The sequence below is a fragment of the Photorhabdus caribbeanensis genome (assembly GCF_018448885.1).
Classification (GTDB): Bacteria; Pseudomonadota; Gammaproteobacteria; order Enterobacterales; family Enterobacteriaceae; genus Photorhabdus; species Photorhabdus caribbeanensis.
In genome coordinates, this window is the sequence record NZ_RCWB01000040.1 from 1 (window position 1) to 25783 (window position 25783).

At 39.6% G+C, this 25783-nt stretch carries 23 protein-coding genes, 1 pseudogene and 1 riboswitch; of the genes and pseudogenes, 11 read left to right on the plus strand and 13 right to left on the minus strand.

All coding sequences use genetic code 11. The annotated features are described in order from the left end of the window. Positions 1 to 50: 50 nt before the first annotated feature. Positions 51 to 395: pseudogene (locus EAE90_RS24510) on the plus strand (type VI immunity family protein); the annotation flags it as partial. Between the two features lie 730 nt (positions 396 to 1125). On the opposite strand, the gene yvcK reads toward EAE90_RS24510, so the two are convergent. Further along, a complete protein-coding gene (yvcK, locus tag EAE90_RS19805; RefSeq protein WP_214054943.1) occupies positions 1126 to 2034 on the minus strand; it encodes a uridine diphosphate-N-acetylglucosamine-binding protein YvcK in 909 nt (302 codons plus the stop codon). A 244-nt stretch (positions 2035 to 2278) separates the two neighbouring features. Next, positions 2279 to 2423, plus strand: a riboswitch (molybdenum cofactor riboswitch). Here yvcK and moaA point away from each other — a divergent pair. The 8 genes from moaA to EAE90_RS19840 all read left to right on the plus strand — a co-directional run bounded on the left by moaA (position 2410) and on the right by EAE90_RS19840 (position 8792). Beyond that, entirely contained in the window at positions 2410 to 3393 is a 984-nt protein-coding gene (gene moaA / locus EAE90_RS19810; RefSeq protein WP_214054974.1) for a GTP 3',8-cyclase MoaA, read from the plus strand. It overlaps the preceding riboswitch by 14 nt. Before the next feature lie 39 nt (positions 3394 to 3432). Then, positions 3433 to 3912: a cyclic pyranopterin monophosphate synthase MoaC gene (gene moaC / locus EAE90_RS19815; protein ID WP_214054944.1), complete on the plus strand. Its 480-nt coding sequence runs from the start codon at positions 3433 to 3435 to the stop codon at positions 3910 to 3912. Beyond that, the gene (gene moaD / locus EAE90_RS19820) at positions 3909 to 4154 is read left to right on the plus strand and encodes a molybdopterin synthase sulfur carrier subunit (RefSeq protein ID WP_214054945.1); all 246 of its coding nucleotides are present in this window, start codon (positions 3909 to 3911) and stop codon (positions 4152 to 4154) included. The genes moaC and moaD overlap by 4 nt, the downstream gene beginning before the upstream one ends. A gap of 3 nt (positions 4155 to 4157) precedes the next feature. After that, complete coding sequence (moaE, locus tag EAE90_RS19825) at positions 4158 to 4613, plus strand: molybdopterin synthase catalytic subunit MoaE (protein WP_214054946.1); 456 nt, start codon at positions 4158 to 4160, stop codon at positions 4611 to 4613. A gap of 180 nt (positions 4614 to 4793) precedes the next feature. Then, positions 4794 to 5504 (plus strand): Bax inhibitor-1/YccA family protein, encoded by a 711-nt coding sequence (locus EAE90_RS19830; protein ID WP_214054947.1) that lies wholly within the window; start codon positions 4794 to 4796, stop codon positions 5502 to 5504. Positions 5505 to 6283: 779 nt separating this feature from the next. Then, the gene (locus EAE90_RS19835) at positions 6284 to 7246 is read left to right on the plus strand and encodes an aminotransferase class I/II-fold pyridoxal phosphate-dependent enzyme (RefSeq protein WP_246550990.1); all 963 of its coding nucleotides are present in this window, start codon (positions 6284 to 6286) and stop codon (positions 7244 to 7246) included. 62 nt (positions 7247 to 7308) lie between these two features. Then, positions 7309 to 7530 (plus strand): hypothetical protein, encoded by a 222-nt coding sequence (locus tag EAE90_RS24030; protein WP_242685545.1) that lies wholly within the window; start codon positions 7309 to 7311, stop codon positions 7528 to 7530. A 107-nt stretch (positions 7531 to 7637) separates the two neighbouring features. Then, positions 7638 to 8792, plus strand: coding sequence for an MFS transporter (locus EAE90_RS19840; protein WP_036777881.1), 1155 nt, complete (start codon positions 7638 to 7640; stop codon positions 8790 to 8792). 146 nt (positions 8793 to 8938) lie between these two features. Here EAE90_RS19840 and EAE90_RS19845 read toward each other — a convergent pair whose 3' ends face one another. Genes EAE90_RS19845 through EAE90_RS19865 form a run of 5 tightly spaced genes read right to left on the minus strand, consistent with a single transcriptional unit; the run spans position 8939 to position 14656 of the window. After that, a complete protein-coding gene (locus EAE90_RS19845; RefSeq protein ID WP_214054948.1) occupies positions 8939 to 10045 on the minus strand; it encodes an ABC transporter permease in 1107 nt (368 codons plus the stop codon). Between the two features lie 12 nt (positions 10046 to 10057). Continuing rightward, positions 10058 to 11218 (minus strand): ABC transporter permease, encoded by a 1161-nt coding sequence (locus tag EAE90_RS19850; RefSeq protein WP_214054949.1) that lies wholly within the window; start codon positions 11216 to 11218, stop codon positions 10058 to 10060. After that, positions 11215 to 12951: an ATP-binding cassette domain-containing protein gene (locus tag EAE90_RS19855; RefSeq protein WP_214054950.1), complete on the minus strand. Its 1737-nt coding sequence runs from the start codon at positions 12949 to 12951 to the stop codon at positions 11215 to 11217. Before EAE90_RS19855 ends, EAE90_RS19850 begins: the two co-directional genes overlap by 4 nt. A 9-nt stretch (positions 12952 to 12960) precedes the next feature. Beyond that, a complete protein-coding gene (gene hlyD / locus EAE90_RS19860) occupies positions 12961 to 13953 on the minus strand; it encodes a secretion protein HlyD (protein WP_214054951.1) in 993 nt (330 codons plus the stop codon). A 16-nt stretch (positions 13954 to 13969) separates the two neighbouring features. Then, positions 13970 to 14656 (minus strand): transcriptional regulator, encoded by a 687-nt coding sequence (locus EAE90_RS19865; protein ID WP_214054952.1) that lies wholly within the window; start codon positions 14654 to 14656, stop codon positions 13970 to 13972. 302 nt (positions 14657 to 14958) lie between these two features. On the opposite strand from EAE90_RS19865, the gene rhlE reads away from it, so the two are divergent. Further along, positions 14959 to 16245: an ATP-dependent RNA helicase RhlE gene (gene rhlE, locus EAE90_RS19870; protein WP_214054953.1), complete on the plus strand. Its 1287-nt coding sequence runs from the start codon at positions 14959 to 14961 to the stop codon at positions 16243 to 16245. 3 nt (positions 16246 to 16248) lie between these two features. After that, positions 16249 to 17181, plus strand: a complete 933-nt coding sequence (gene dusC, locus EAE90_RS19875; RefSeq protein ID WP_214054954.1) for a tRNA dihydrouridine(16) synthase DusC — start codon at positions 16249 to 16251, stop codon at positions 17179 to 17181. A gap of 120 nt (positions 17182 to 17301) precedes the next feature. On the opposite strand, the gene EAE90_RS19880 is transcribed toward dusC, so the two are convergent. The 7 genes from EAE90_RS19880 to EAE90_RS19910 all read right to left on the minus strand — a co-directional run bounded on the left by EAE90_RS19880 (position 17302) and on the right by EAE90_RS19910 (position 25684). Further along, positions 17302 to 17856, minus strand: a complete 555-nt coding sequence (locus EAE90_RS19880; protein WP_214054955.1) for a GNAT family N-acetyltransferase — start codon at positions 17854 to 17856, stop codon at positions 17302 to 17304. Between the two features lie 250 nt (positions 17857 to 18106). After that, complete coding sequence (locus EAE90_RS19885) at positions 18107 to 19219, minus strand: lipase family protein (RefSeq protein ID WP_214054956.1); 1113 nt, start codon at positions 19217 to 19219, stop codon at positions 18107 to 18109. Positions 19220 to 19798: 579 nt separating this feature from the next. After that, positions 19799 to 20911, minus strand: coding sequence for a lipase family protein (locus EAE90_RS19890; protein ID WP_214054957.1), 1113 nt, complete (start codon positions 20909 to 20911; stop codon positions 19799 to 19801). A 379-nt stretch (positions 20912 to 21290) separates the two neighbouring features. Then, positions 21291 to 22409, minus strand: a complete 1119-nt coding sequence (locus EAE90_RS19895; protein ID WP_214054958.1) for a lipase family protein — start codon at positions 22407 to 22409, stop codon at positions 21291 to 21293. Between the two features lie 616 nt (positions 22410 to 23025). Next, positions 23026 to 24132, minus strand: a complete 1107-nt coding sequence (locus EAE90_RS19900; protein ID WP_214054959.1) for a lipase family protein — start codon at positions 24130 to 24132, stop codon at positions 23026 to 23028. A gap of 495 nt (positions 24133 to 24627) precedes the next feature. Then, positions 24628 to 25467, minus strand: coding sequence for a 3-mercaptopyruvate sulfurtransferase (gene sseA / locus EAE90_RS19905; RefSeq protein WP_214054960.1), 840 nt, complete (start codon positions 25465 to 25467; stop codon positions 24628 to 24630). Between the two features lie 55 nt (positions 25468 to 25522). Next, complete coding sequence (locus tag EAE90_RS19910; protein ID WP_214054961.1) at positions 25523 to 25684, minus strand: hypothetical protein; 162 nt, start codon at positions 25682 to 25684, stop codon at positions 25523 to 25525. Positions 25685 to 25783: the final 99 nt, after the last annotated feature.

Here is a 25783-nt window from a genome sequence, read left to right on the forward strand (position 1 = left end):
TATGTGGGAATAACAGATTATCCACCGACTCATAACTTACGGAGAAAATGATGGAAACTGTAGATGACTTTGCCCAGTTGAAATCACAACTGACCGCGTTTACCTTCCTCAATGGCGATGGGCTGACCGTTTCTCGTCTGGGTCTCTCAATTACCCTGTTTTTTAAACAGGGTTACATCCTGGAGAAAAAGCAACGCATTCTGGCCTGTTACCAGCGCTTTCGCGAAGAGTTTGGCTCTCACCTGCGTTTTCACCGTCATGAGCTGGAAGGACTAAAAAAATATTCCCCAGAAAATATTGCCAAAGTGGAAGAAGGTATTCTTAATCAGAAAAAAAACCAGCTTTCTGGTTGGGTAGTCAGTGATGGTTTTACTGACAATTCTGTGGGTTTTTATGAATCATCCCCCTTTGTTTTTTTCTTCATTAAATCACTAATAAATAGTTTTCTAGTACATAGTGAAAAAATACTTGAATGTCAGTTTATTCTATTGATGTTATTTTACGTGATTACTGCTTTTCAACCTTCGGTTAATGGTTAGTGAATTTCGACTAAATGTCATTAATCACACTACTGAAAACTTTGATTCGTTGTGTTAAATCAGTCCGTTGAATGAAATGTTTAATCTTTCCCTGTTTGTCTTTTTAAATAGTCATGTCTGGTTAGGTAAATGTAAAATAAGTGGAGGGCAGTATTACTGATTTACCGATATACCCGTCATCTTTCAAGTTGCGTTTTCTCTTCCAATGTCAGCATGACATCGGACTTTTTACCCGCTTTTAAAACCACGCTGATAGATAAAAAAGGCTTTTTTTAACAATTGCCTCGTAAATCCTGGCCTAATGCGAGGGTGTCGCAAAAGGCCAGCATTGAAAATAAACCCGCAGAGATTTATTGCCTGTTATTGGAACTCCAGTCTCTGGATGCTACGTAAGGCAGAAAATACCGCTCTTTCTCCGCATGATAAATAAACCGCAATTTTGGGTAGATTTTTCTGACACCCGGTGTGAATGGAAAGCATCAGTTGTCGTAGAAATGTCGTCATGAAGGAACCGCGTTTGGAATGGGAACCTCAATCTTAGCTGATAAAGGAGAGCTTTTGCGGTACCTTCTTTACGGAGGGAACGTCACCCAAGGTTTTGCAGGGTATTCTCTAACGCTTGATGCAGTAATTCACGGTCATGGCGGTAGGGAACATCCTGTGCTTCGAGTATTTGCTGAGTGATAATTCGGTCGTTAAGGCCGCTGATATCTGTGCACGGGCCAACAATGACCGCATCAATTATCCGGCTGCCAATTTTGTTTTCCATTATTTCCAGCTTATCTTTCAGTGTCAGTTCAGCAGCGGCGGCACTTAATTCTTTGCCAAGATTACCGATATAAATCATATTGGCATAGCTACGACGCAGTGCTTGGGTGAGATCTTCAAGCAAAAGCAATGGCATCAGACTAGTAAAGAAGCTGCCTGGGCCGATGATAATCAGATCTGCCTGAGTAATAGCCTCCAATGCCTCTTTTGTTGCCGTCGCGGGAGGATAAAGCATCAACTCCTGAGGAATACAGTGCAACTGATCAACATTAACTTCGCCATAAATGGTGTTGCCTTGATCATCTATCGCCATCAGGTCAACGGGCTGTTCAGACATTGGAATAAGATGAGCATTAACTTTCAGCAAACTGCGGATTAAATTAATCGCCTCAAGGGGCCTGACACTCAGATGATCCAACGCTTTAAGCATCAGATTACCCAAGTTATGCCCTGCCAATTCGCCATTGCCGCCGAAACGGTATTCGAACATTGCCGATGCGACACTGGGTTCGGTAATAAGCTGATTTAAACAATTGCGGGTATCACCCCAGGCAATACCGCCTTCTGAGCGTCGGATTCTGCCGGTAGAGCCGCCATTATCTGTCGTGGTGACGATACCTGTCAGGCGGGAGCCTAATGATGAAAGAGAGGACATAACGCGCCCAAGGCCATGACCTCCGCCTAAAGCAACTACCCGATCTAAATCGGCTAATGTGCGGTTTCGCATAGAATTCCTGTTGCTAACTGAACGTATATTTACCAAATAATTTTAACGTAATTTATTATAAAACACGATTAACCAACTCGCGTTATGATTGGACGCAATGTTTTAATTAATCATCAATAGAAATTGCCTGCGATTTATTCTGCCACTGGCTAATTCATTGTATATTCAATTATATAACGAAGGCAGGTATTCGCATTTTCCTTTGTTAAGCGCTAGAATTTGTATTGGGAATGTAAATCATAGATGTTGAAATTAACTCCTAGCCTCTGCATCTAACTCACTTTTTACACAGCGATATGATGTTTTGGCCGTGACCATTGAGTCATCAGGATGTGAGGTAGAAATGCCCGCGTCTCCCGTGTTTGGAAGGGTGTTATTGTGGAACAACTCATAGACGCTTTTGCCCGTAAATTTTACTATTTGCGGCTATCTATTACCGATGTATGTAATTTTCGGTGTACTTATTGCTTGCCGGAGGGTTATAAACCCCGTGGACATCATTCCTTTTTGACATTATCCGAAATCCGCCTTGTTGGCCGAGCGTTTTCTGAGTTGGGTACCGAGAAAATCCGTTTGACGGGTGGCGAACCGACCATGCGCCGTGATTTCACCGATATTATTTCCGCTATCCGTGAGAATAAGTTGATTAAAACCCTGGCGGTAACTACTAACGGTTATCGAATGGAACGGGATGTTGCTCAGTGGAAACAGGCGGGTTTAACCGCAGTGAATGTCAGTATGGACACGCTTGATCCCCGCCAGTTTCATGCAATTACCGGACAGGACAAATTTTTTCAGGTGATGGGCGGTATTGATGCAGCATTTGCGGCGGGTTTTAATAAAGTGAAAGTCAACGTGGTGCTGATGAAAAATGTTAATGATATCCGCCTGCCCGCTTTCTTGAACTGGATAAAAAATCGTCCGATTCAATTGAGATTTATCGAGTTGATGGAAACTGGTGATGGTGGTGAAATGTTTCGTCAATACCACATTTCGGGGGAAACTATCCGGGAACGTCTGTTGCTTGATGGTTGGCATTTGCTTCAACGTTCACGCAGTGATGGACCGGCACAGGTTTTTAACCATCCTGATTATCAGGGAGAAATTGGTCTGATTATGCCTTATGAGAAAGATTTTTGTCGAAGTTGTAATCGGTTACGTGTTTCTTCAATAGGTAATCTTCATTTATGCCTGTTTGGTGAACAGGGGATACCACTGCGTGACTTATTGGCGAGTGAAGAACAGCTCGATGATCTGAAATTGCGTATTCAGGGTGGGCTGCGCCATAAACGGGAAACCCATTTTCTTCATCAAGGCGACAGCGGCATCACCCCAAATCTTTCTGTCATTGGCGGTTGATTTACCGTCTAGATATTGTTGTTTTTTCAGGAGCTGAGAATGTCTCAATTAACTCACATCAATTCTACCGGTGAAGCGCATATGGTTGATATTTCTGCTAAAGCTGAAACATCACGCGAGGCTCGGGCAGAAGCTTTTGTTGAAATGAAGCCGGAAACATTGGCAATGATTATTGACGGCAGCCATCACAAAGGTGATGTATTTGCAACCGCGAGGATTGCGGGTATTCAAGCGGCAAAGCGCACATGGGAATTAATTCCGCTATGTCATCCATTACAGCTAACTAAAGTAGAAATCCAGTTGGAGGCACAGACAGAATATAACCGGGTTAGAATTGAATCTTGTTGTCGTCTGACCGGGAGAACCGGGGTTGAAATGGAGGCACTGACAGCAGCGTCAGTCGCGGCTTTGACAATTTACGATATGTGTAAAGCGGTACAGAAAGATATGGTCATTGGGCCAGTGCGTTTGCTGGAGAAGATAGGTGGAAAATTAGGCCATTTTAAGGTGGAGCAATGATTAAAGTACTATTTTTTGCTCAGGTACGTGAGCTGGTAGGTACTGATTCACTGGATCTCGATAATCGTTATACAACCGTTGATAGTTTGAGAAAGGCGTTAATAGCAAAGGGAGAACGTTGGGCCTTGGCGTTGGAAGATGGAAAATTGTTGGCAGCGGTAAACCAATCTCTCGTTCATGGCGGGCACTTATTACAGGATGGTGATGAAGTGGCCTTTTTCCCCCCAGTGACTGGGGGATGATAAATGAAAAACACCCGCATTTTCGTTGGGCCGGAAAATTTCAATGTAGGGGATGAATATCAATGGCTTGCTCAATGTGATGAAGATGGTGCTATCGTCACGTTCACCGGCAAAGTCCGCAATCATAATTTGGGCGATAATGTCGGGGCGATGAGATTGGAACATTATCCGGGCATGACGGAAAAAACGTTACGGAATATTGTTACCGAAGCCCGCAATCGCTGGCCGTTGCAGCGAATCAGTGTTGTCCATCGGGTTGGTACGCTGCGCCCGGGTGATCAGATTGTGTTTGTAGGTGTAACCGGTGCTCATCGTCATATGGCATTTGAAGCGGCTGAATTTATTATGGATTACTTGAAAACGCAGGCGCCTTTCTGGAAAAAAGAGTTTTTGCCTGATGGTGAACGTTGGGTTGAATCCCGTGAGAGTGATCAGGAAGCCGTGAAACGTTGGTCATGAAAGTGTTAGCTAAATTCTGCGAAGCGCTTCGAAAAAGGATTGAATAAAAAGATTGCTATATGAGTAATTATTGAATAGTTAATTGTTTTGTTTATTTTCTATGATAATGTATAAAACTTGAGTGGGTTGTTGATACTGAACAACCTAGGTTTTTAATATCGTTATATAAAGGTAAGCTTCATGGATCGATATCCACGCTCTAATGGTTCGATAATCCAGCAAGCTGGAACCGGCCTACAAACTTATATGGCCCAGGTTTATGGCTGGATGACTTGTGGTCTGTTGTTAACCGCGTTTGTGGCTTGGTATGTGTCACTACATCAGGATGTTGTTTCATATATTTTTTCACACTCAATACTATTCTATGGATTGATTATTGCCCAGTTTGGGTTGGTTTTCGTCCTCTCTGGCATGATTAACCGCATGGGAGCTTCGTTAGCCACAGGGTTGTTTATGCTCTATTCGGCGCTGACCGGCCTGACGCTTTCCAGTATTTTCGTTATCTATTCTATCGGCTCCATTGCTAGCACTTTTGTCGTGACGGCGGGGATGTTTGGTGCGCTGAGTTTTTACGGCTATACCACCAAACGTAGCCTGAGTGGCCTTGGTAGCTTCTTGTTTATGGGGCTGATCGGCATCATTTTGGCTTCTCTGATCAACTTATGGTTAAAGAGTGCAGCGTTGACGTGGGCAGTAACCTACATTGGCGTCGTTATCTTTGCGGGCTTGACCGCTTATGACACTCAGAAGCTAAAAGAGATGGGTGAAGATCTGGATGTGAATGACAAAGAGAATTTGCGTAAATTCTCGATTGTTGGCGCACTGACGCTGTATCTAGACTTCATCAACATGTTCTTGATGTTATTGCGTATTTTTGGCGATCGCCGTTAATTGATATTTTCCAGTGTAGCTAAAGTAATTTTAGCTACACTGAGTTTTGGGTTTATTTTCTAATAACAAAGAATTATATTGCTTTATTGATCTAAAAATTCACGATTATATTTTTATGAATTGTGCTGATGCTTATGTTAAAAAAGTATTTATGGAATCAATAATATCTAAATAACTGGTGTGGTTATTTTTTTATACCGAATGATTCTTTTAAATTGGTTTAGCAGTTGATGGTGAGAAATGCCTATGAAGCATGTCTTGAATGCGGATTAACTCCACGTAATTCATATTTAACCTCAGCTTTGTTTAAAAATAGCGATATCACAATCCCATAAATTCAATCTCGGTTTTTTATGTTGGAATGTATAAGCAATTTTAGATATGCCTGAGGATCTCCATAATTTTATTTTCTTTAGCAAAAACTTTGATTATGCCTCAGGAGCTTTAAGCAAATCTCAGGCTATTTACTGAGGCATTATTACTCCAAATATAATAATTTTTTGTTATTATAAAATATACCGAATGAACTTCAAGATGCTTGAGCCGTCAGACATAAAAACATTTAAATTCAACAACATAATCTTTTTTCAAACATGCACTTTGAAGTATCTTGAGTATAAGTGGCGTAATTATAATGGTTAATATGTATTTTTATATGAATTATTTATGATTAATTGATTTTTTTTCATGATAATATAAATTGCTACAAAGGGAAAATTTATTACATCGGAGCCATGATTCACAATATTCTCACAAGAGAATTCAATGGGATTTATTATATGAATAATAATAAATTTATAAATTACAAGAAAATTATTAACATCTCAGAAAATGATTGGGAAAATGCAGAAAATAATAAGATATCAGGTTTAGATGTAAAGGTATCTGGTATAAATTATATGACAGACCAATATGGCCGAGATTTTCATCATTTCTGTACTACATCATATCTTGGTCTAGATTATCATAAAGATATATTAAATGGTGCTATAGACGCGATAAAAGAAACTGGGTCACTTCGCATACCTAACTCGAAGAATAGGTGTAAACTTTCCATCTTGGAAGATTATGAACAGGAATTGTCAGCGTTATTTAATGCCGAATGTTTAAGTACATTATCATGTAGTTCTGCAAGTTCAGGGATATTGCCTTTGCTTGCATCGGGTGTTTTCACTGGAAACGTAAACCCGGTGATGGTATTTGACAAATATTCTCATTATTCTATGAACCATTTAAAACCGTCATGTGCTGATGAAACCGAGGTGATAACAGCTCCACATAACGATATGGGTTATCTTGAAGATATATGTAAAATACATAAGAAAGTAGTTTATGTGGCAGACGGTGTATATAGTATGGGGGGTGTTGCTGACATAAGTTCAATAATGTATTTAAAAGAACGATATGGGTTATTCACCTACTTGGATGATTCACATGCTTTATCTGCTATAGGAGATAAAGGCTGTGGATATGTAAGGTCACATATTAAGGAGCTGGATGAAGACTCCATTATCGTTGCTTCTTTGGCTAAATCATTTGCAGCCAGTGGTGGTTTAGTCATGTTGGGCAGTCGTAATCAAAAGAAACTCATTCATCGCTATGGTGGCCTGAGTAATTGGTCTCAGAGCTTAAATTCAGCGGCAATAGGAGCTGGAAGAGCTTCAATTAGGATACATTACAAGCCTGAGCTTAAAGAGCTTCAGGAAAAATTGAAAAAAATATACAATTATTTGACAGTTTAATCACTACAGATCAATTTGGCAGTTCGACTGCAATACGATTAATTCAATGTGGTGATGCTGCGTTGGCAAATAAAACGGCTGCATTTCTAGCTGAAAATGGCTTTTTTACATCGTCAGTTTTTTTCCCTGTCGTTCCTCAAGGGCGGGCTGCAATTAGAGTAACTCTCAGAGCTGACATGGATAGTGATTTAATTAAACGATTTTGTTATTTAATTACTGATTTCTTAAGAGAGTCCTTATATCAAGAGAGTGCCACTTTAAACTCCCTAATAAGTGTAGCGTAAAGAAGATAATTTTATTGTGGGGAGGGGATAAAAATCTCATACCCCATATTAAATCTTCTCATTAAAATCATTTTCCAAGTGTACAAAACAATTATCGGTTCATAAAAATGAAAAAAAAATTATTATTAATACCATGTATATCCATTTTTATAGCCCAACTTGGTATGACCATATATCTCCCTGCTGTACCTGAAATCGCGTCAGACTTACACTTAAATATAAATCATACTTCATGGATGCTTTCATCATACTTAATTGGAATGGCTTCATTAATGCTGGTGTGGGGGGGAATATGTGATATTTTTGGGAAAAAGAAGTCAATGTTTTTTGCTCTTATTATATTATTTGCATGTAGTATTGGTGTGACGCTATCAACTAATATTTATTCTTTGATTTTAATTAGATTCTTTCAGGGAGTTGGAGCCGGTGGAGTTTCTGTTATTGCCAGATCAATTTTGCGTGATAATTTTAGAGGAGATGAGTTGGCAAAAGCATTATCTTACTTATCTATAGCATTTGTCATTTCTTTGGGAATTGGGCAATCGATAGGTTCTGTTATACTGACTACTCTGGGGTGGAAATCTATATTTTATGTTTTGGCTTTTGGATCATTAATCTCAATGCTGTTGTTGCCATCGGAAAAATATAATCACAGTAAAAATGAAGAAAATTCAGTATATAACTATATCAATTTGTTAAAAAATAAATATTATATATGTGCGGTTTTCATTGGTGGAATTGGCTATGGTGCAATTATATCATTCAATATTATGGCCCCATTGATTTTTAAGTTTAATTTTGGCTGGTCTGAAAGCCAATATGGTATTATAGGCATTCCAATCAGTATATCTTATTTACTTGGAGCGATAATTTTAAATCGATACATAGTATATTGCGGTAGAACTAATCTCATGAAAATAGGAATAATTTTAATTCTTATTGGTGGTGTGGTTATGTTTGTTGGGAGTATTGTGGGGGGCGTTCTGGAGATTATACTATATAGTGCTTATTCCTTAGTTGTTCTTGGGCAAGCGATAAACTACCCGATCAGTTTATCTATTGCCTCAGATAACACATCTGTAACAGGTTCTTCTGTGATGGCATTAATTGGTTTTATTCACCAAATCATAGCCGCGTTTGTTGGTGGTATAACCGGTCTTTTTTCATATAAAGAATCTTATATTCTACCTTTAACGATAATAGTGTTATCATCATTTTCACTATTTCTGTTTTATAAAGTTAATAAAAAATCTGAGAAATGATTATTGTCATGTATAAGTTAAAGTCTGGTTTTCCTTGATACCGGCTCAATTGGTTAATGTTTGTATAAAAATACTCTGATTGTTCGTAACCTGTCTACCACCGATATTTTGGTGGTAGGTTATATATTTCATTTCTATTCTTTGACTTAAGCAATCTTCCGTCTAAATAACCAATAAGCAAGATTACCGGTTGTGGCAGTAATAGCCAAAAGAGGCCATAGACTCCGCCAGATAACTGTGAAATCGGCATCTTTGAGATAAATTTGCTTGGTGATGTCGTTAAAGTGCCAGATAGGATTGATCCAGGTGATGTCTTGTAACCATCCGGGCATATTTTCAACCGGAGAAATATAACCGGAAATTAAGATGGCGGGCATGATAAAGACAAATACACCAATAAACGCCTGTTGCTGAGTGTAGCAAAGAGAGGAGATTAACAGGCCAAATCCCACCAGCGATAAACTGTAGATCAGCATAGCGCAGTAAAACAGCGCGAGTGAACCAGAAAAAGGAATTTGATAGCAGAAGATACCAATAGCTAACACTAAAGTTGCCTGAAAGGTAGCGACAATCACCGCAGGAACCGCTTTGCCAATGAAAATCTGCCAGGTGGTCATGGGTGAAACCAGTAATTGGTCCAGCGTTCCCTGTTCCCTTTCACGCGCAATTGACAGCGCAGTGACTGTTAATATCCCGACGGTGGTGATTAGTGCTACTAATGAGGGCACGACAAACCATTTATAATCCAAGTTAGGGTTATACCAGTTGCGGATCACCAACTCGCTATTATTGGCTTTCGGCAGGTTCCCCATCAGTTCCTGTTGATAGTTAAGAACAATTTCTTGGATATAGCCTGCTGCAATTTGAGCACTGTTAGAATTGCGCCCATCCAGTAGTACTTGGAGAGAAACAGGGTCATGGCTGGCAATCTTAGCACTGAAATCTTGCGGGAAGCGTACCAGTAGTAAGGCTTTTTGGTGATCGATTACCGGTTGAATTTCTTGTGAATGATCCAGCAATATCACGTCAGGAAATGCTTTTGATTTTGCCAACCGTTGGGTGAGCTCAATAGAGGCTTTGCCTTTGTCTTCATCAAAAATAGCAATAGTCGCGTTGGTCACATCAAGGGTTGCTGATAGAGGAAATAAGATCATCTGGAAGATAACCGGCATAACCAAGATAGCCCGTGTTTGCGGATCTCTGAGTAGAGACTGCAATTCTTTAATAATCAGAGTGTAAAGACGATAAAACATGCTAATTCCTTCTTAATCCAGACGCCGCTGGGTTTTCCATGCAGTCAGGCCAATAAACACAATAGCGGAGGCGATCAGTAATAATAGATTTATCATCAATACCGTGCTGATATTTCCCGCCAGGAAGAGCGTATGCAAGCTACTGACAAAATAACGAGCCGGGATGAAATAGGTCACTACCTGAATGAAGGCGGGCATGCTGTTTATTTCAAAGATGAAGCCGGAGAGCATAATTGCAGGTAGAAAAGCGACATTCAACGCTATCATTGCTGCATTAAATTGGTTGCGTGTCACCGTAGAGATCAAGAGTCCGATACCAAGAGCAGTAGCCAGGTAGAGGCTAGTGATCGCAGACAATATCCATAGCGAGCCTCGGTAGGGTACATCTAGCACGAATATGGCCACCAGCATACAGAGTAGCATGGAGAATGATCCAAGCATTTGGTAAGGCAAGAGTTTAGAGAGCAGTAATTCGGTACGGGTAATTTGGGTAGAAAGCAGGGCTTCCATTGTACCTCGTTCCCATTCACGAGCGACTACCAATGATGTCAGGATGGCGCCAACCACGGTAATGATGATGGTGATTGCGCCGGGAATGATGAAATGCTGGCTAATTGTTGCCGAATTGAACCAATAACGGACCTGCATATCAATCAATGGATTAGCCGCGTTTCCCTGATCTTGCCCTCTTTGTTGTAGCCAAATCTGCCATACTCCTTTGGCATAATTTTGTACAAAGCTTGCGGTATTGGGTTCACTGCCATCAGTAATGACCTGAATTTGTGCTTTACCATCAGAGCGGGCAAGTTGCGTATCGAAATTAACAGGAATGACAACCAGTCCGCGTATTTCTCCTGATTGCATCATATTAATTAATTGCTGACGATTATCACTGATTTTGGGTTCAATATAAGGTGAACCGGCAAAGGCTTGTATCAACTCACGAGCATCTTTACTTTGTTGTTCTACCAGAATACCAAGACGGACGGTACTAGAGTCGAGATTAATACCATAGCCAAAGATAAATAGCAGAATCAATGGAATGACAATGGAAATTAATCCGCTGGTGGGATCGCGTAAGATCTGTTTTGTCTCTTTTATGCAAAGTGCTTTCAGTCGCCACCAAGAGAAGCGGACAGCTTGCTGTGGAGCATGTTGCTTTGGGCTATTCATTGTGGCTCCTCATCATAATTAATGACCAGATCAATAAATGCCTGTTCCATTGATGGATCAGGATTTTCATCGGTAGCAACCAATTGTTTCAAATCATCCGGCGTTCCGGCGGCAATCAATTTACCGCGAAATACCAGCCCTATTCGGTCACAATATTCAGCTTCATCCATAAAATGGGTAGTCACCATCACGGTGACGCCTTTATCTACCATGCCGTTGATATGTAGCCAGAATTCGCGTCGTATCTGTGGATCAACGCCAGAGGTTGGCTCGTCCAGAAACAGAATGTCTGGCTCATGCATTAGTGAGCAGGAGAGGGCAAGGCGCTGTTTATATCCCAGAGGCAATTGGTCGGTGGTTTGATGTAAAACCGATTTGAGATTGAAAGCGTCGATCATGCCGTTAATTTTCTCTTTTTGTTTACGTCCTTGCAGACCGTAAATGCCGGAGAAGAATTTCAAGTTCTGTTCAACCGTCAGGTTGCCGTACAGAGAAAATTTCTGCGCCATATAACCCAAATGTTGGCGGGCTTTCCCGGAGCTGGTTTTAAGATCCATGCCTAATACCAGAGCCTTACCGCTAGTGGGTACCATAAGGCCGCACATCATTTTGAATGTGGTGGATTTACCCGCGCCGTTCGGGCCAAGCAGACCAAAGATTTCTCCACGTTTCACCTGAAAATCAACATGGTCAGTGGCCGCAAAATCGCCAAATTTTTTAGTTAAATCCTGTGCTTCAATCACCGTTTCTGTCGGGTTAGCTGCAATCCGTGGCATGATCTCTGCCAGTTCTGAACGGCGGGTAGAGCCGCCACCGAGTAAATCGATAAAAGCATCTTCAAAGCGGGGGGCTGCTTTAATGATTTCAGCATTTGGCAGTTCAAGCCGATTAAGCAATTCTTGCGGCGAGACATCAGGTTTGAGAATAAGACGAACATATTTCCCTTGAATCACGCCATCTGTTACTTGTGGCAAGGTAAGGGCACGTTGCAGTGTTTTTCTACGGGAGTTCTGTTTAGTATCAAGTAGAAAAGAGCGTCCGTACATCTTTTGGGTTAATTTTTGAGGCTGCCCGTTGTAGAGCAACTTCCCTTGATTAAGTAATAGGACATCACGACACTGTTCAGCTTCATCCAGATAAGAAGTGCTCCAGAGGATGAGCATGCCATCATCTGCCAGTTCGTGAACCATGCGCCAGAGTTCGCGGCGGGCGATGGGATCAACCCCAACGCCGGGTTCATCCAGCAGCAGAACTTTGGGTTTGCCAAGCAGAGTACAGGCAAGCCCCAGTTTTTGCTTCATACCGCCTGAAAGTTTACCTGCCAGGCGCCCGGTAAAACGGGTCAGATCGGTAAATGTGAGTAATTGCTCATAGGTTTTTTTACGTTCATCACCCAGTACGCCACGCAGATCCGCGTACAGATTCAGGTTTTCTAATACGGTGAGATCTTCATACAGGCCAAATTTCTGCGGCATATAGCCCAGTTCAAAACGCACTTGTACGCCATTTTTTATCGGATCAAGCCCCATTATTTCAATCGAACCACTATTGGGTTTCAGTAAGCCCGCTAACATGCGTATCAGCGTAGTTTTTCCCGCGCCATCCGGCCCTACGAGGCCGGTAACAGAGCCGCCGTAGATCTCTGCGGTTAAGCTGGATACCGCAGGATTATTCAGGCCGGGAAAAGTTTTTTCGACTTTTTCTAACCTGATCGTATATGCAGAGCTGCTCATGACAGCCCCTTATTTATCTGAATCGGAAAAATGCAGAGTCACTGGCATACCTTGACGTAGGGCCTCATCTGGGTCGGTGACAATAATGCGCAACCGATAGACTAGATCGGTACGTAGATCAGGGGTTTCTACATTTTTGGGCGTAAATTCGGCTGTGGGTGAAACAAAACCAATTTTGCCGTGATAAGGTTGATCTTTGCGGCTGTCGGTATAGAGTAAAATTTCACGTCCGGGCGTTGCCAGCCCAAGATGGCTTTCACTGATATAGGCTCTTACCCAAACCGGGTCAGTCAGAGAGAGCGTAAACACCGTATTGCCTGCTGCCAGCATAGTGCCTGGTTCAATGGCGCGGGTTAGGATAGTACCCGGCGAGGGAGAAGCCAGTTGAGTATCTTGTAAGTCCAATTCAGCCTGAGCAACAGCCGCTTCGGCTTGAGCAAGCTGGCCTTTGGCTTCTGCAATTTCTTCTTTACGATAACCGGTTTCGAACTGATTCAATTTATCTTTTGCCGCTTGTAACGCGGCTAACGCTTGGTTACGGTTCGTTTTAGCATCATCTAATTCGTTGGCTGAAATAACTTTGCTTTGCCATAGACCTTGTTGGCGTTTGAAGAAACTATCGGCGAAATGCCAGGCAGCTTCACGTTGTGCAACTTCCGAACGGACTTGGGCAATTTCTTCGGTGCGATAACCTTCTTCCATCATAGCCAGACGTGCTTTAGCGCTATCTAGAGTGGCTTTCGCTTTATTGAGAGCGTTAATAAATGGCCCATTGTCCAGTTGGCCGATCACTTGATTAGCCATAATGGTATCGCCTTCATCGACTTGCAGGCTGGCGAGTTTACCACCAACCCGGAAACTCAGATTAACAGTACGTATATCTACGTTGCCATAGAGAGTCAGAGCTTTATCATTTTTACCTTGATAATAGTAACTTCCTAAAATAGCGCCAAGAACAACGGCGACCACTAATATTGCCAGTGTGAATTTATTTTTGTACATGATATTCCCTGTTATTTTATTTATTCGAATTCTGTTTTTTCAGGCCATTCAGCAATAAATCAATATGTTGGATAAGGATCTGATCAATCAATTTATATTCTTCTGGCCCAATATTATTCCAGCCAGTTTGGCGTAATAAGGTTTCCCTTGCCATTCTGAAAGTGAGAATTTCTCCCATGAGTGCATGGGCATGCAGCATGGTAGAGAGCTGATGTTCATCGGCGCCGATATAGCTGGCAATCAATTTATTTAATCTATTATGGAGGGGAGCGAGTGCTTGCTCGTGGATTAGAGTATAGGCATCCGTTGGGGCGAGTTGCTCTCTAGCCATTATCCGGCTGATATTGATACTCTCTTTTTCAATCATCAGACGATTAACGCCAAGAAATCCTTCGTGAATTAATCTCAATATATTTTCCGGTGAGTCTGTCGTTGATGATGAAAAAAAATCATCAATCTCTTTAAAAAGATGAGTGAACTCCTTCTTGATTGTATCAGTAATATACTGGGCGACTGCCTGATAAAGCCCCTCTTTAGATCCAAAATAGTAGGCTATGGCAGCAATGTTCTGTTGAGCGCGTAATGCGATTTCCCTAGTCGTTGCACCGGTCAGTCCTGATTTACCGAAAATTTCAAGGGCTGCTTGGAGTAACTGTTGTTTAGCTTGTTCGCCTCTGGCGGTTTGGGTGTTGTTGACTGACATGGACATGCATCCTGTTGCAAATAATCAAAAGACTTAAACAAAATATCAATCATGGGCTAACTCTATACTTATAGTAAATCAATGTAAATTGCATAAAAATGTTATGGATCATGAAAATTACCGGGTAAATAGCTGTAGTTTTAGTTGCACCCACAGAAAGTATATCTGATATAATAATTCAGATATGGCGCATTGCAGTTTGTGTTTTTTCCTTTGTGGTATTTACCACGTCTGATTTTCTTCCCATAAAACTGCCCCTGAATAGCGTTCAGGAATGGTGAAGTCTGGAGCATTTCTTATTTATGAGTTTTGAATCACTTGGCTTAAGTGCTGATATTTTGCGTGCCATTGAAGAACAAGGTTATTCCGTGCCAACGCCAATCCAACAGCAGGCAATCCCTGTCGTATTAGCAGGTAAAGATTTATTAGCGAGTGCTCAAACAGGCACGGGTAAAACCGCAGGTTTTACCTTACCCATGCTGCAACGGTTAAATGATTCCCCTATTCAGGCGAAAGGGCGTCGGCCGGTCAGAGCATTAATCCTGACGCCAACCCGTGAATTGGCTGCTCAAGTGGGAGAAAATGTACGTGATTACAGTAAATACCTCAGATTGCGCTCTCTGGTTGTTTTTGGCGGTGTTAGCATTAACCCTCAGATGATGAAATTGCGGGGTGGCGTGGATATTTTGGTCGCAACACCGGGCCGTTTACTGGATCTTGAACATCAAAATGCAGTTGATTTATCGCGGGTAGAAATTCTGGTATTAGATGAAGCTGACCGTATGCTGGATATGGGATTTATTCATGACATTCGTCGGGTGCTGAATAAATTACCACCGAAACGGCAAAATTTGCTGTTTTCTGCAACTTTCTCTGACGATATCAAAAACTTAGCCAATAAGTTATTGCATAACCCTGTTAGTGTTGAGGTTGCACGTCGTAACTCCGCTTCTGAACAGATTGAACAGTTTGTTCATTTTGTCGATAAAAAGCGTAAAGGTGAGCTGCTCTCTTTCTTGATCGGTAGTCGTAACTGGCAGCAAGTTCTGGTGTTTACCCGAACCAAACATGGCGCAAACCGTTTGGCAGAACAGTTAAATAAAGATGGTGTAACGGCTGCGGCTATTCATGGCAACAAAAGTCAGGGGGCGAGAACCCGTGCGTTGGCTGATTTTAAAACGGGTCGCATCAGGGTATTAGTTGCAACAGATATTGCTGCCCGCGGTCTGGATATTGATCAACTGCCTTATGTGGTGAATTTTGAATTGCCTAATGTCGCCGAAGATTATGTCCACCGCATTGGCCGTACTGGCCGGGCAGATGCGACAGGGCAGGCACTTTCTTTGGTCTGTGTTGATGAGCACAAGTTGTTGAAAGATATTGAGCGTTTGCTAAAACGGGAAATTCCTCGTATGGCGATTCCCGGCTATGAGCCAGATCCCACCATCAAGGCCGAACCTATTCAGAATGGCCGCCAGGCACGTGGTGATAATCGGCAGAAAAATAGCCATCGTCGTTCTGGGGCGCCTTCGCGTCAGCGTAGCCGCAATCATGATGGGACTCATAAATCGCTTAACGCTAGAGGTTAATTAATGCGGGTTTTACTGGCTCCGATGGAAGGTGTGCTGGACTCTTTGGTCAGGCAACTTCTGAGTGAGATTAATGAGTATGATCTGTGCATTACGGAATTTTTACGGGTTGTCGATAGCCTATTGCCGATAAAATCTTTTTATCGGCTTTGTCCTGAATTACGTAACCAAAGCCGGACACCATCCGGCACATTGGTACGGATTCAGCTTTTGGGTCAATATCCACAGTGGCTGGCGGAAAATGCGGCACGCGCGATTGAATTAGGGTCCTATGGGGTTGATTTAAATTGCGGTTGCCCGTCAAAAACGGTCAATGGTAGCGGTGGTGGGGCAACGTTGCTAAAAGATCCTGAACTGATTTATCAGGGGGCGAAAGCGATACGTGAAGCAGTACCTGCTCATTTGCCTGTGACGGTTAAGGTTCGCTTGGGTTGGGATAGCGGTGATCGGCAATTTGAAATTGCTGATGCGGTACAACAGGCGGGCGCGACGGAAATTACAGTTCATGGGCGAACCAAAGAGGATGGTTATCAAGCGGAGCGTATTAACTGGCAAGCGATTGGTGAAATTCGTCAACGTCTTGCTATTCCGGTTATCGCTAATGGTGAGATTTGGGATTGGCAAAGTGCGCAGGATTGCCTGAGTGTGACAGGCTGCGATGCGGTCATGATTGGGCGGGGTGCGCTTCACGTTCCTAATTTGAGCCGAGTGGTGAAATATAACGAGCCCAAAATGTGCTGGCAGGGCGTTGTTCAGCTATTGCAAAAATATATCCGGTTGGAAAAGCAGGGTGATACCGGGCAATATCATGTTGCTCGGATTAAACAGTGGCTTGGTTATTTGCGCAAAGAATATGAACAGGCAACAACGCTGTTTGAGGAGATAAGAAAATTAAAAACATCTGCTGATATAGCGCATGTGATCTCTTTGGTATAACAGATGATTAAGAGCAATTTAAAACCGCCCATTAGGGCTATTATTTTGCTCTTTCTCTACTATAAAAAGTGAACTTGGGCAGCGTTCAGACAAAAGCATGCCTATGAATATGTAAGACTGTTACTCTTTTTGAGGATTATTTTTATTCCACTCATCACGAGTTATTTCCCATGTCTCCGAGAGCATTCTTCCGCTAACAAAGTCTCTATTTTCTAGTCTTATTAATCGCATACCACTTTTAATTGATATTTTCCTTGAAGCAATATTTTCACTGGATTTAGGTGCTCTGAGTACGTTGCGATTTAGGGTATTAAACCAAAAATCGGTAACTACTTGGACTGCTTCGGTCATAAATCCATTTCTATACCATTGTGGGTCTAGCCAGAAACCTCTATTATTATTTTCTTGCTCATATAGCGATATCATTCCTATTATTATTGATGGATCATCCTTCCTTCTTATAGTCCAAAACCATGCATCTCCTTTTGCCATTGATGGTAGCGCGATATTATTTATATATTTCATGGCGCCATCATCTGGGTAGGGCCACGGGGTGTTTGCTGTAAGATAGCGAACAATTTCCCATTGAGGAAAGATGTTTTGAATTTGTATATGATCCTTACTTTCTAAAGGAGATAATATTAATCTTTTGGTTTCTAGTTTTTGGGGTTGCATTTTGGTTTCCTTTTATAATGTTTTGTTTTATAAAAAAGTAGCAAAAGGTGTTAATTGAAATATTAATAATTTCACCTGTTTTGTTAGATAATAATGAATTTAATTACCATTATGTGATATTTTTGTCAAAGAAATTTTAATTGGTGTGATAATGGTTACTATGACTGATTTGGGCACGTTGGGAAAAGAATGGAACCTTTAATCAAGGTTCCATTTTGGTTAAGTTATAAAAAGAGTCAATACGATAGAATTAACAGGTATTATCTTCATCTTGAATGAGAGATGAGAGGAAGCTTCTAATATTGCGAGATTGACCATCGTTAATCACAACAATATCGTAATCAGTCGGTGGATTAGAACGATCATTAACTATAGTAAAACTCATGTCATACTCTTTGGCATAAGCATCAAGGTGTCTAGATACTAGTTTTTCAATTAAACCTTGAGAAGGTTTTAAATCAGGTGCAGTAAAAGCTAAATCTGGCGTCAGTTGAGTGTAATTCTTATCCTTCACGACCGAGATAAGACCATTAACGATTAAAGTGGATATTGGATAGAGAACCTTAATTTCTTCTAATCCTTTTACACTCCAGGCTAGGGTGACGATATCTTTACGATTGTGGACCCGGAGAAAATTACTTTCATAGCTAGATAGTAATGTTCCATTAAAAACAGATTCACTATAGGATGCAAAAACATCGTTACCGGCAGTTGGGGCAGCAAAGGAGGAAACATGAATACGAATATTATTATTTCCTTTATCAATATAACGTCTCTTTAAATACAGACCAAGCGTAGAGGCCATCACACCGCCTAAACTATGTCCCGTAAGAATAATATTATGTACGCCTTCTTCCAGAGCAATTTTATCAATTGCTTCAATCAGTGATTCTCCATAACCAGCAGGGTTATTGCTCTTTATTTGGTTGATAATATAATCTAAAGTTATATGGGTTCCTTTTGAAATTTTAGCATCTTTGGGGGCTTTTGAATCCCAAATTGACCAGTTTTCAGTTGTACCTACATTGAAGTTTTCATCAAACCAGTTAACAGCAGACCATGATCCACGAATAACAATTCGATAATCGTTTGGATTGTTGAGATCTTTCACAACGAATAAAACGTGATCATCTTTTTTATCTGTAACGCTTTTTTTCTTATTAACATCAGCACTACCAACACGAAAAACAGCAGGTCCCCAAGTGATAGCGAATCTATTTGCTGTTGCTTTACTACTTGCTAATGATTTTTGAATATTTTCTGAAACGATAGTCGGCTCTGGTTGATTCGTTATTATACTTCCTGAGTTAATAATAAATCCTAACGCGAGGTTTATTTTTTGATCTTCAAGAGAAATTGTCATTTTCATTTCCAATTTTTAATGTGATGAATGATGATCTGATGTGTTAGCTTAAACATCAATGATCAATACTTTGGGTTTTTATTTAAATAACAGAGTAAAAGTTAATAATTGTCTTTAAATCTGTTAAATGGGAGTATATAATTTTTTAAAGTTATTTTATTTAACAAAATAAATTATCTATTATGAACTTTGAAATAGTCGATAAAAATTATGCTATGCTTTTGTAAGATTATATTAACTATTGGGAATGATAACGTGAAGGATGTGGATATATATTATCTATGGAAAATAATTTATATTGGTATTTACAAAAGTGAGTGATAGTGAGTTGCTGTAATTAGTGATAAGTAGGAAAAATAATTTATTTGTTCTATTTAATTATACCCTATGGATTTCAAGATACATCGCGATGGTAAGGGAGCGAATCCCCGGGAGCATAGAAAACTATGTGACTGGGAGGAGTGAGTGCAGCCAACAAAGAGGCAACTTGAAAGGTGACAGGTATATAATTTATTGCAATTAAATGGAGCCTTTAATCAAGGCTCCATTTAAATCAAATATAGACATAATAAGATAAATTTATGTAATATCGATTTTATCCTTGGTTAGAGATTTGAAGAGATCAATAATCCTTTTGGATAGGCTATCATTAACCACAACGATATCGTAACTAGTCGGTGTCACTGGAGCATTCTCAGTTCGAATGAAACTCATGCCATAGCCTTCGGGATATGCATCGATATGTTGATAACCTATCTTATTAAATAAGCCGTGAACGGTGTCTGGAGTCTTTATAATAGTAAAAGAGTAATCTGGAGAGAGCTGGGTGTAATTTTTATCGAGGACAAGAAGAATAACAGCATCAACAAGTAATTTGATTGCTATATGTGGATAGATAGTCTTAATTTTATTTAAATCTTCGATAGCCCATGCTAGGGGAACAATATCATGATTATTATGAATTCTCAGAAAATTACTTTCATAAGAGTTAGGGCTTAATGTTCCTTTGAAAAAAGAGTCAGAATAGGATGCGAAAATATCATTGCCGGCAGTTGGGCCTGCAAAGGAGCAGACGTGAATACGTATATTGTTGTTGTTGATGTAGCGCCTTTTAAGATATAGGCCAATAGTAGAAGCTAGTAAACCTCCCAAACTATGCCCCGTGACGGTAATATTCAGTAGCTTATCTTTCCCTTCTTCTGTGGTAATTCTATCAATTTCATCGATTAGTAATAGTGATACGTTATCTTTATTAAGAGGCTTGCCATTAATAAGAGACTTTAATGCTAAGTCTGTTCCATAGGAGATCTTAGCGCCTTCAAATTCTTGGGGGATATTTGTGTCCCAATTTGACCAGTCTACAGTTGTAGCTACAAGAAGATCTTCATCAATCGCATTAATCTTGGACCAGGTTCCTCGAATAACAAGGCGATAATCACTTGGATTATCGGTATTTTTCACAATCATTACAACGTGATCATATTTTTTATCATGGTATTTTTCATCAATGCGAAACACTGCTGGTCCCCAAACGATAGAGAATTTATCTGCCGTTGTCTTACTGCTTTTAAGTGATTTATTAATATCAGACTCAATGATGTTTATTTTGTCTGGTTTGTCAGAAATTTCTCCAGAATTAATAATAAGGCTTAATGCGAGATTTAGTTTTTGTTCTTCAAGAGATATAGTCATTTTTACCTCTCCCCCCAATTTTTTATGTGGTAAATGTTGAACTAATGTTTGGGTTCAAACATCAAGGTTTAATTTTTTAGTCTTCCGTTTAAGTAAAAAATATAGTTAAGTTTAAAGTTAATAATGAATTTTGAATCTGTCAAATGTGTGCAAAGGATTTTTAATATTATTTTATTTGGCAACATGTAAATTATTTATTATGAAATTAGAGGTAAGTGATAATAATGATATGCTAAATGATTTCATGAAAATATCATTACACCTTCGAAAGGTTACGTGAAGTTATTTTGTATATAATACTGCTTATGGAAAATAATTTATTGCGATGAATGGAACCTTTAATAAAGGCTCCACTTATATCTTATATGATGGGATAAAGTTATGTAATACTGATTTTATCCTTGGTTAGAAATTTGAAGAGATCAATGATGCTTTCGGATAGGCTATCATTAATGACCACAATGTCGTAATCAGTCGGTATATTTAAATTGTCATCAATAGTGATGAAACTCATGTCATACTCTTTGGTATAGGCACGAATATGTTGATTAACAATATTGACCAGTAAATCGTCAAATGACGCTATTGGTAATATTGGAATCTGTGAATGGATAGGGAGATTTGGGAAAATTTGTGTGTAGTACTTATCAAGGACGGAAAGGATAAGAGCATTAATTGTGACAGTTAACACTGGATAGATAGCTTTAACTTCCTCCAAATCTTTTATATGCCAGGCTAGGGGAACGACATCTATGCTATTATGAATTCTGAGAAAATGACTTTTATAACCGGCTAATGATATATCATTGAAAATAGATTCAGAGTAGGATGCGAAAATATCGTTACCAGCAGTTGGGCCTGCAAAAGCACAAACATTAATCCGAATGTTGTTGTTTCCTTTATCAAGATATCGTCTCTTTAGATATAAACCAATGGTAGAAGATAGTACGCCTCCTAAACTGTGTCCTGTAACAGTAATATTTTGTATCCCTTCTTTCTTGGCAATTTTATCAATGGCATCAGTGAGCGATTCTCCATAACCCGGAGGATTGTTGCTTCTCAATTGATTAAGAATATAACCTAATGCCATGTCAGTTCCATAGGCTATCTTGGCATTTTCAGGTGATCTTGCATCCCATCGTGTCCAATCTTGAGTTTTACAGACAATAATATCTTCATTGAGCCAGTTAATATCGGACCATGATCCCCGAATAACTACGCGGTAGTCATTTGGATCATGGCGATTTTGCGCAATGAATAGAACATGATCATCCTTTTTATCTATAACGCTTTTCTTCCCGTCAACATCATCAACGCGAAACACTGCGGGTCCCCAAATGATAGTGAATTTATTTGCTGTTGCTTTACTGTTTTCCAATGATCTTTGGATATTTTCCGAAACAATGCCCGGTTCTGGTTTGCTAGTTTTTATACCTCCAGAGTTAATAACGAAGCTGAGCGCGAGATTTATTTTTTGATCTTCACGAGAAATAGACATTTTTACTCCTTATTTTTTCATGTAATAAGTGTTAATGCGTGGTATCGGTTTAAATATCAATATTTAATTCTTTTGCTCTTCTATTTGGACAAAAACAGAATTAAACTTAAAGTTAATAATAACTTTCAAATCTGTCAAATGATTACATGGGTTTTCTGATATTATCTAATTTGACAAAAATATGAATTATTTATTTTGCAATTAAAAGTAAACGACTAGAATTATGTATTGAATAATTACGTTGGAATATTATTGCTATCTTTTTGGGTTATGTTTTTCTTAAGGATGATAATATGTAAATAGTGTTGAGATTATCTCTGTGAATAATATCATTGGGAATGATTATAAATCTAGTGATATTCTAATGATATATGGGGGAGGTGATTTTATTATATTTAAATTATTTTTTAATGGAACCTTTGTAATAAGGCTCCATTGAATTTAGATAAAATATATACCCGTCATCTTTCAAGTTGCCTCTTTGTTGGCTGCACTCACTCACCCCGGTCACATAGTTATCTATGCTCCCGGGGATTCGCTCCCTTGCCGCCGCGATCCATCTTGAAATCCATAGGGTATAGATAAAGCATAATCAATTTATACGATATTGATATTATCATTCAGGCAACGGTATAAGTAAGAAATAAGCGACGATATCTTGAGATAGATTACTATTAATAACCACAAGATCATCAATAGGTGGTTGAGTACCGTCATTAACCTCGACTAAATTCATGCCATATTGGTTGGCATAAGCTTTAATATGTTGAAAAACAACTTGCTTATTGAGATCTAATTTTAAAATAGGTGCCGTAAAAGATAAATCTGGCGTGAGTTTGGTGTAACCCTTATCTTTCACAAGCAGAACAATCTTTTTAAATCTGTCAATTAATTTCTCATCTAATTTAATTAATGGCTCATAGATAGTTGGAATCTTTTCTAATCCGTCCAGATTCCAGATGAGGGAAATGACATCTTTTTGATTATGGACCCTTAAGAAATGGCTTTTATAGCTGGTTGCTGACGTGTGGTTAAAAACAGATTTAATGTAAGATGCAAAAATATCATTACCGGTATTTGGGCTGGCAAAAGAGCAAACATGAATACGAATATTGTTGTTACCCTTATTAAGGTATAGGCGTTTTAAATATAATCCAAGGGTAGAAGCGAGAATACCACCTAAACTGTGCCCAGTGATAGTAATATTATGTATGCCTTTTTCCGAAGCAATTTTATTAATTGCTTCAATGAGTGATTCTCCATGACCAGGAATATTGTTACTTTTTACTTGATTAACAATATAGTCTAATGCGATATGGGTTCCATAAGAGATCTTGGCGTCTTTAAACTCTTCAGGGATATTGTGATCCCAAAGTGACCAATTTACGGTTTCGTGTACAGCAAAGTTTTCAACCTGCCAGTTAACATCAGACCATGATCCACGGATAACGATGCGATAATCATGGGGAATTTTGCGATTTTTTACAATGAATAAAACGTGGTCGTCCTTATTATTTTTAGTGTTTTTTCCATTATCAACACGAAAAACAGCGGGTCCCCAAATAATAGAGAATCTATTGGCAGTGACTTTGCTCTTTTCCAATGATGCTTGAATGTTTTCCGCAACCATAGCTGGTTCAGATTTTTCGGTTATTATACTCCCTGCACCACTGATAAAGCTGAGCGCGAGATTTATTCTTTGATCTTTAAGAGAAATAGTCATTTTTACTCTCCATTTTTATGATATAAATGTTGACATTATGCTTTGGTAAAAACATTAATATTTAACTCTTTCAGTACTTAGTGCATTAGGATGTTTTATTTTTCTTGCTTTGTCATAAAGAGTTTCAACACATTTTGGTGTTGATCTCTTCATATGCCGTTCATACCCACGATTTATTGATAAGAATGGCTGGCAATAATTAGCTCCTATTGGAATAGTAGCTTAATCTTATTTTTAAATAAAAAACAGAGTTGAATTTTAAGTTAATAATAATAATATTTGAATTTGCAAATGTATTTATCTCATTGTTTTATGTCATTAATGATTAATAAAAAATAATAGTAATTGAATAATGAGGAATTAAATTAATAAATGGGGTTGTGAAATATAACGATACGTGAATTATTTGATTGACGGTTATCTGATGATCGAACAATATATCTATTTGTTTATGCTAAATAATTAAAGGGCATAGAGATGCCCTATGGTATTTAATTATTTCTCAAGTGGTAGGGTATTATTGTCTGCTCCCCATTCAGCCCATGAGCCATCATATAAATAAACATCCTTCTTGCCGATGATCTCTAAACCTAGCACCAAAACGGCAGCGGTCATACCTGATCCACAACTGGCGATGACAGATTTGGTTAAATCGACATCTTGTTTATGGAAAATATCTGTCATTTCACTTACTGATTTAAAATGACCATTTTCTACTAACATGGTCCACGGAACGTTTTTACTACCGGGAATATGGCCCATTTTTAAGCCAGGGCGCGGTTCTGGCGCTTTGGCTTGAAAACGGTCTGTTGCTCTGGCATCGACAACTTGGATCTGTTGATCATTGAGCGAATCCAGAATTTGTTCCAGGGATTTCACTTTGTCAGCATCGAAATCGGCATTAAAGATTTGCGGATTGCGTTTCACTTCACCTGATTCTGTTGGCAATCCTGCCTGTTGCCAGCCTTGTAAACCGCCATCAAGAATACGGACGTTATGGCTGCCGAATATCTTAAATGTCCACCACGCGCGAGGGGCGGAGAACATATTGCCTTGGTCATAAATCACGACTAAATGATTTTCACTAATGCCCATTGCGCCAACAGCCTGACTAAAAGTTTGCGGATCGGGCAGCATATGGGGCAATCCACTTTGATGATTGGCAACTTTGTCTAAATCAAAAAATTGGGCGCCGGGAATATGAGTATCCAGCCAAAGTTTATGGCAATCAATTTGTTGCGGTGGCGGTGGGGCGGTTGCATCAAGGATGACAATATTCTCATCATCAAGATGATCTTTTAACCATTGTGGAGTGACAAAATATGCGTTATTCATGGGGTCCCTCACTTGACACGAAGATAAATGGATAAAATATAAGTGTTACAGCCCGTTATTGTTGTTGTGTCGGTGCTGTAGTGGTTTCTTGCTGTTGATTGGTTGGTGATTCTAGCGGTGTGGTTGAGCGGGTGTACATATTAAGGCCCGCTAAGAATACGCCGCCAATTGAACCAAATGCAAAGATAGCGATGAAAATGATAAGGAACTTTTTCATTATTGTTCTCAGGTGTTGTAGAAAATAGGAAGTATATAGCGTTCTGAATAGCTGGCAAGGTGCTCGCCAATTTAACAAACGAGTTGATTGCCGCCTCGA

Bases quoted from the DNA above. Each gene is read 5' to 3' on its own strand.
- EAE90_RS19845 (WP_214054948.1), bottom strand. From the start codon at position 10,045: ATGTTTTATCGTCTTTACACTCTGATTATTAAAGAATTGCAGTCTCTA.
- moaE (WP_214054946.1), top strand. From the start codon at position 4,158: ATGAAAAACACCCGCATTTTCGTTGGGCCGGAAAATTTCAATGTAGGG.
- dusC (WP_214054954.1), top strand. From the start codon at position 16,249: ATGCGGGTTTTACTGGCTCCGATGGAAGGTGTGCTGGACTCTTTGGTC.
- EAE90_RS19865 (WP_214054952.1), bottom strand. From the start codon at position 14,656: ATGTCAGTCAACAACACCCAAACCGCCAGAGGCGAACAAGCTAAACAA.
- EAE90_RS19910 (WP_214054961.1), bottom strand. From the start codon at position 25,684: ATGAAAAAGTTCCTTATCATTTTCATCGCTATCTTTGCATTTGGTTCA.
- EAE90_RS19900 (WP_214054959.1), bottom strand. From the start codon at position 24,132: ATGACTATTTCTCTTAAAGATCAAAGAATAAATCTCGCGCTCAGCTTT.
- EAE90_RS19890 (WP_214054957.1), bottom strand. From the start codon at position 20,911: ATGACTATATCTCTTGAAGAACAAAAACTAAATCTCGCATTAAGCCTT.
- EAE90_RS19885 (WP_214054956.1), bottom strand. From the start codon at position 19,219: ATGACAATTTCTCTTGAAGATCAAAAAATAAACCTCGCGTTAGGATTT.
- yvcK (WP_214054943.1), bottom strand. From the start codon at position 2,034: ATGCGAAACCGCACATTAGCCGATTTAGATCGGGTAGTTGCTTTAGGC.
- moaC (WP_214054944.1), top strand. From the start codon at position 3,433: ATGTCTCAATTAACTCACATCAATTCTACCGGTGAAGCGCATATGGTT.
- EAE90_RS19840 (WP_036777881.1), top strand. From the start codon at position 7,638: ATGAAAAAAAAATTATTATTAATACCATGTATATCCATTTTTATAGCC.
- EAE90_RS19850 (WP_214054949.1), bottom strand. From the start codon at position 11,218: ATGAATAGCCCAAAGCAACATGCTCCACAGCAAGCTGTCCGCTTCTCT.
- EAE90_RS19830 (WP_214054947.1), top strand. From the start codon at position 4,794: ATGGATCGATATCCACGCTCTAATGGTTCGATAATCCAGCAAGCTGGA.
- EAE90_RS19835 (WP_246550990.1), top strand. From the start codon at position 6,284: ATGAATAATAATAAATTTATAAATTACAAGAAAATTATTAACATCTCA.
- moaD (WP_214054945.1), top strand. From the start codon at position 3,909: ATGATTAAAGTACTATTTTTTGCTCAGGTACGTGAGCTGGTAGGTACT.
- EAE90_RS19855 (WP_214054950.1), bottom strand. From the start codon at position 12,951: ATGAGCAGCTCTGCATATACGATCAGGTTAGAAAAAGTCGAAAAAACT.
- sseA (WP_214054960.1), bottom strand. From the start codon at position 25,467: ATGAATAACGCATATTTTGTCACTCCACAATGGTTAAAAGATCATCTT.
- hlyD (WP_214054951.1), bottom strand. From the start codon at position 13,953: ATGTACAAAAATAAATTCACACTGGCAATATTAGTGGTCGCCGTTGTT.
- rhlE (WP_214054953.1), top strand. From the start codon at position 14,959: ATGAGTTTTGAATCACTTGGCTTAAGTGCTGATATTTTGCGTGCCATT.
- EAE90_RS19880 (WP_214054955.1), bottom strand. From the start codon at position 17,856: ATGCAACCCCAAAAACTAGAAACCAAAAGATTAATATTATCTCCTTTA.
- EAE90_RS19895 (WP_214054958.1), bottom strand. From the start codon at position 22,409: ATGTCTATTTCTCGTGAAGATCAAAAAATAAATCTCGCGCTCAGCTTC.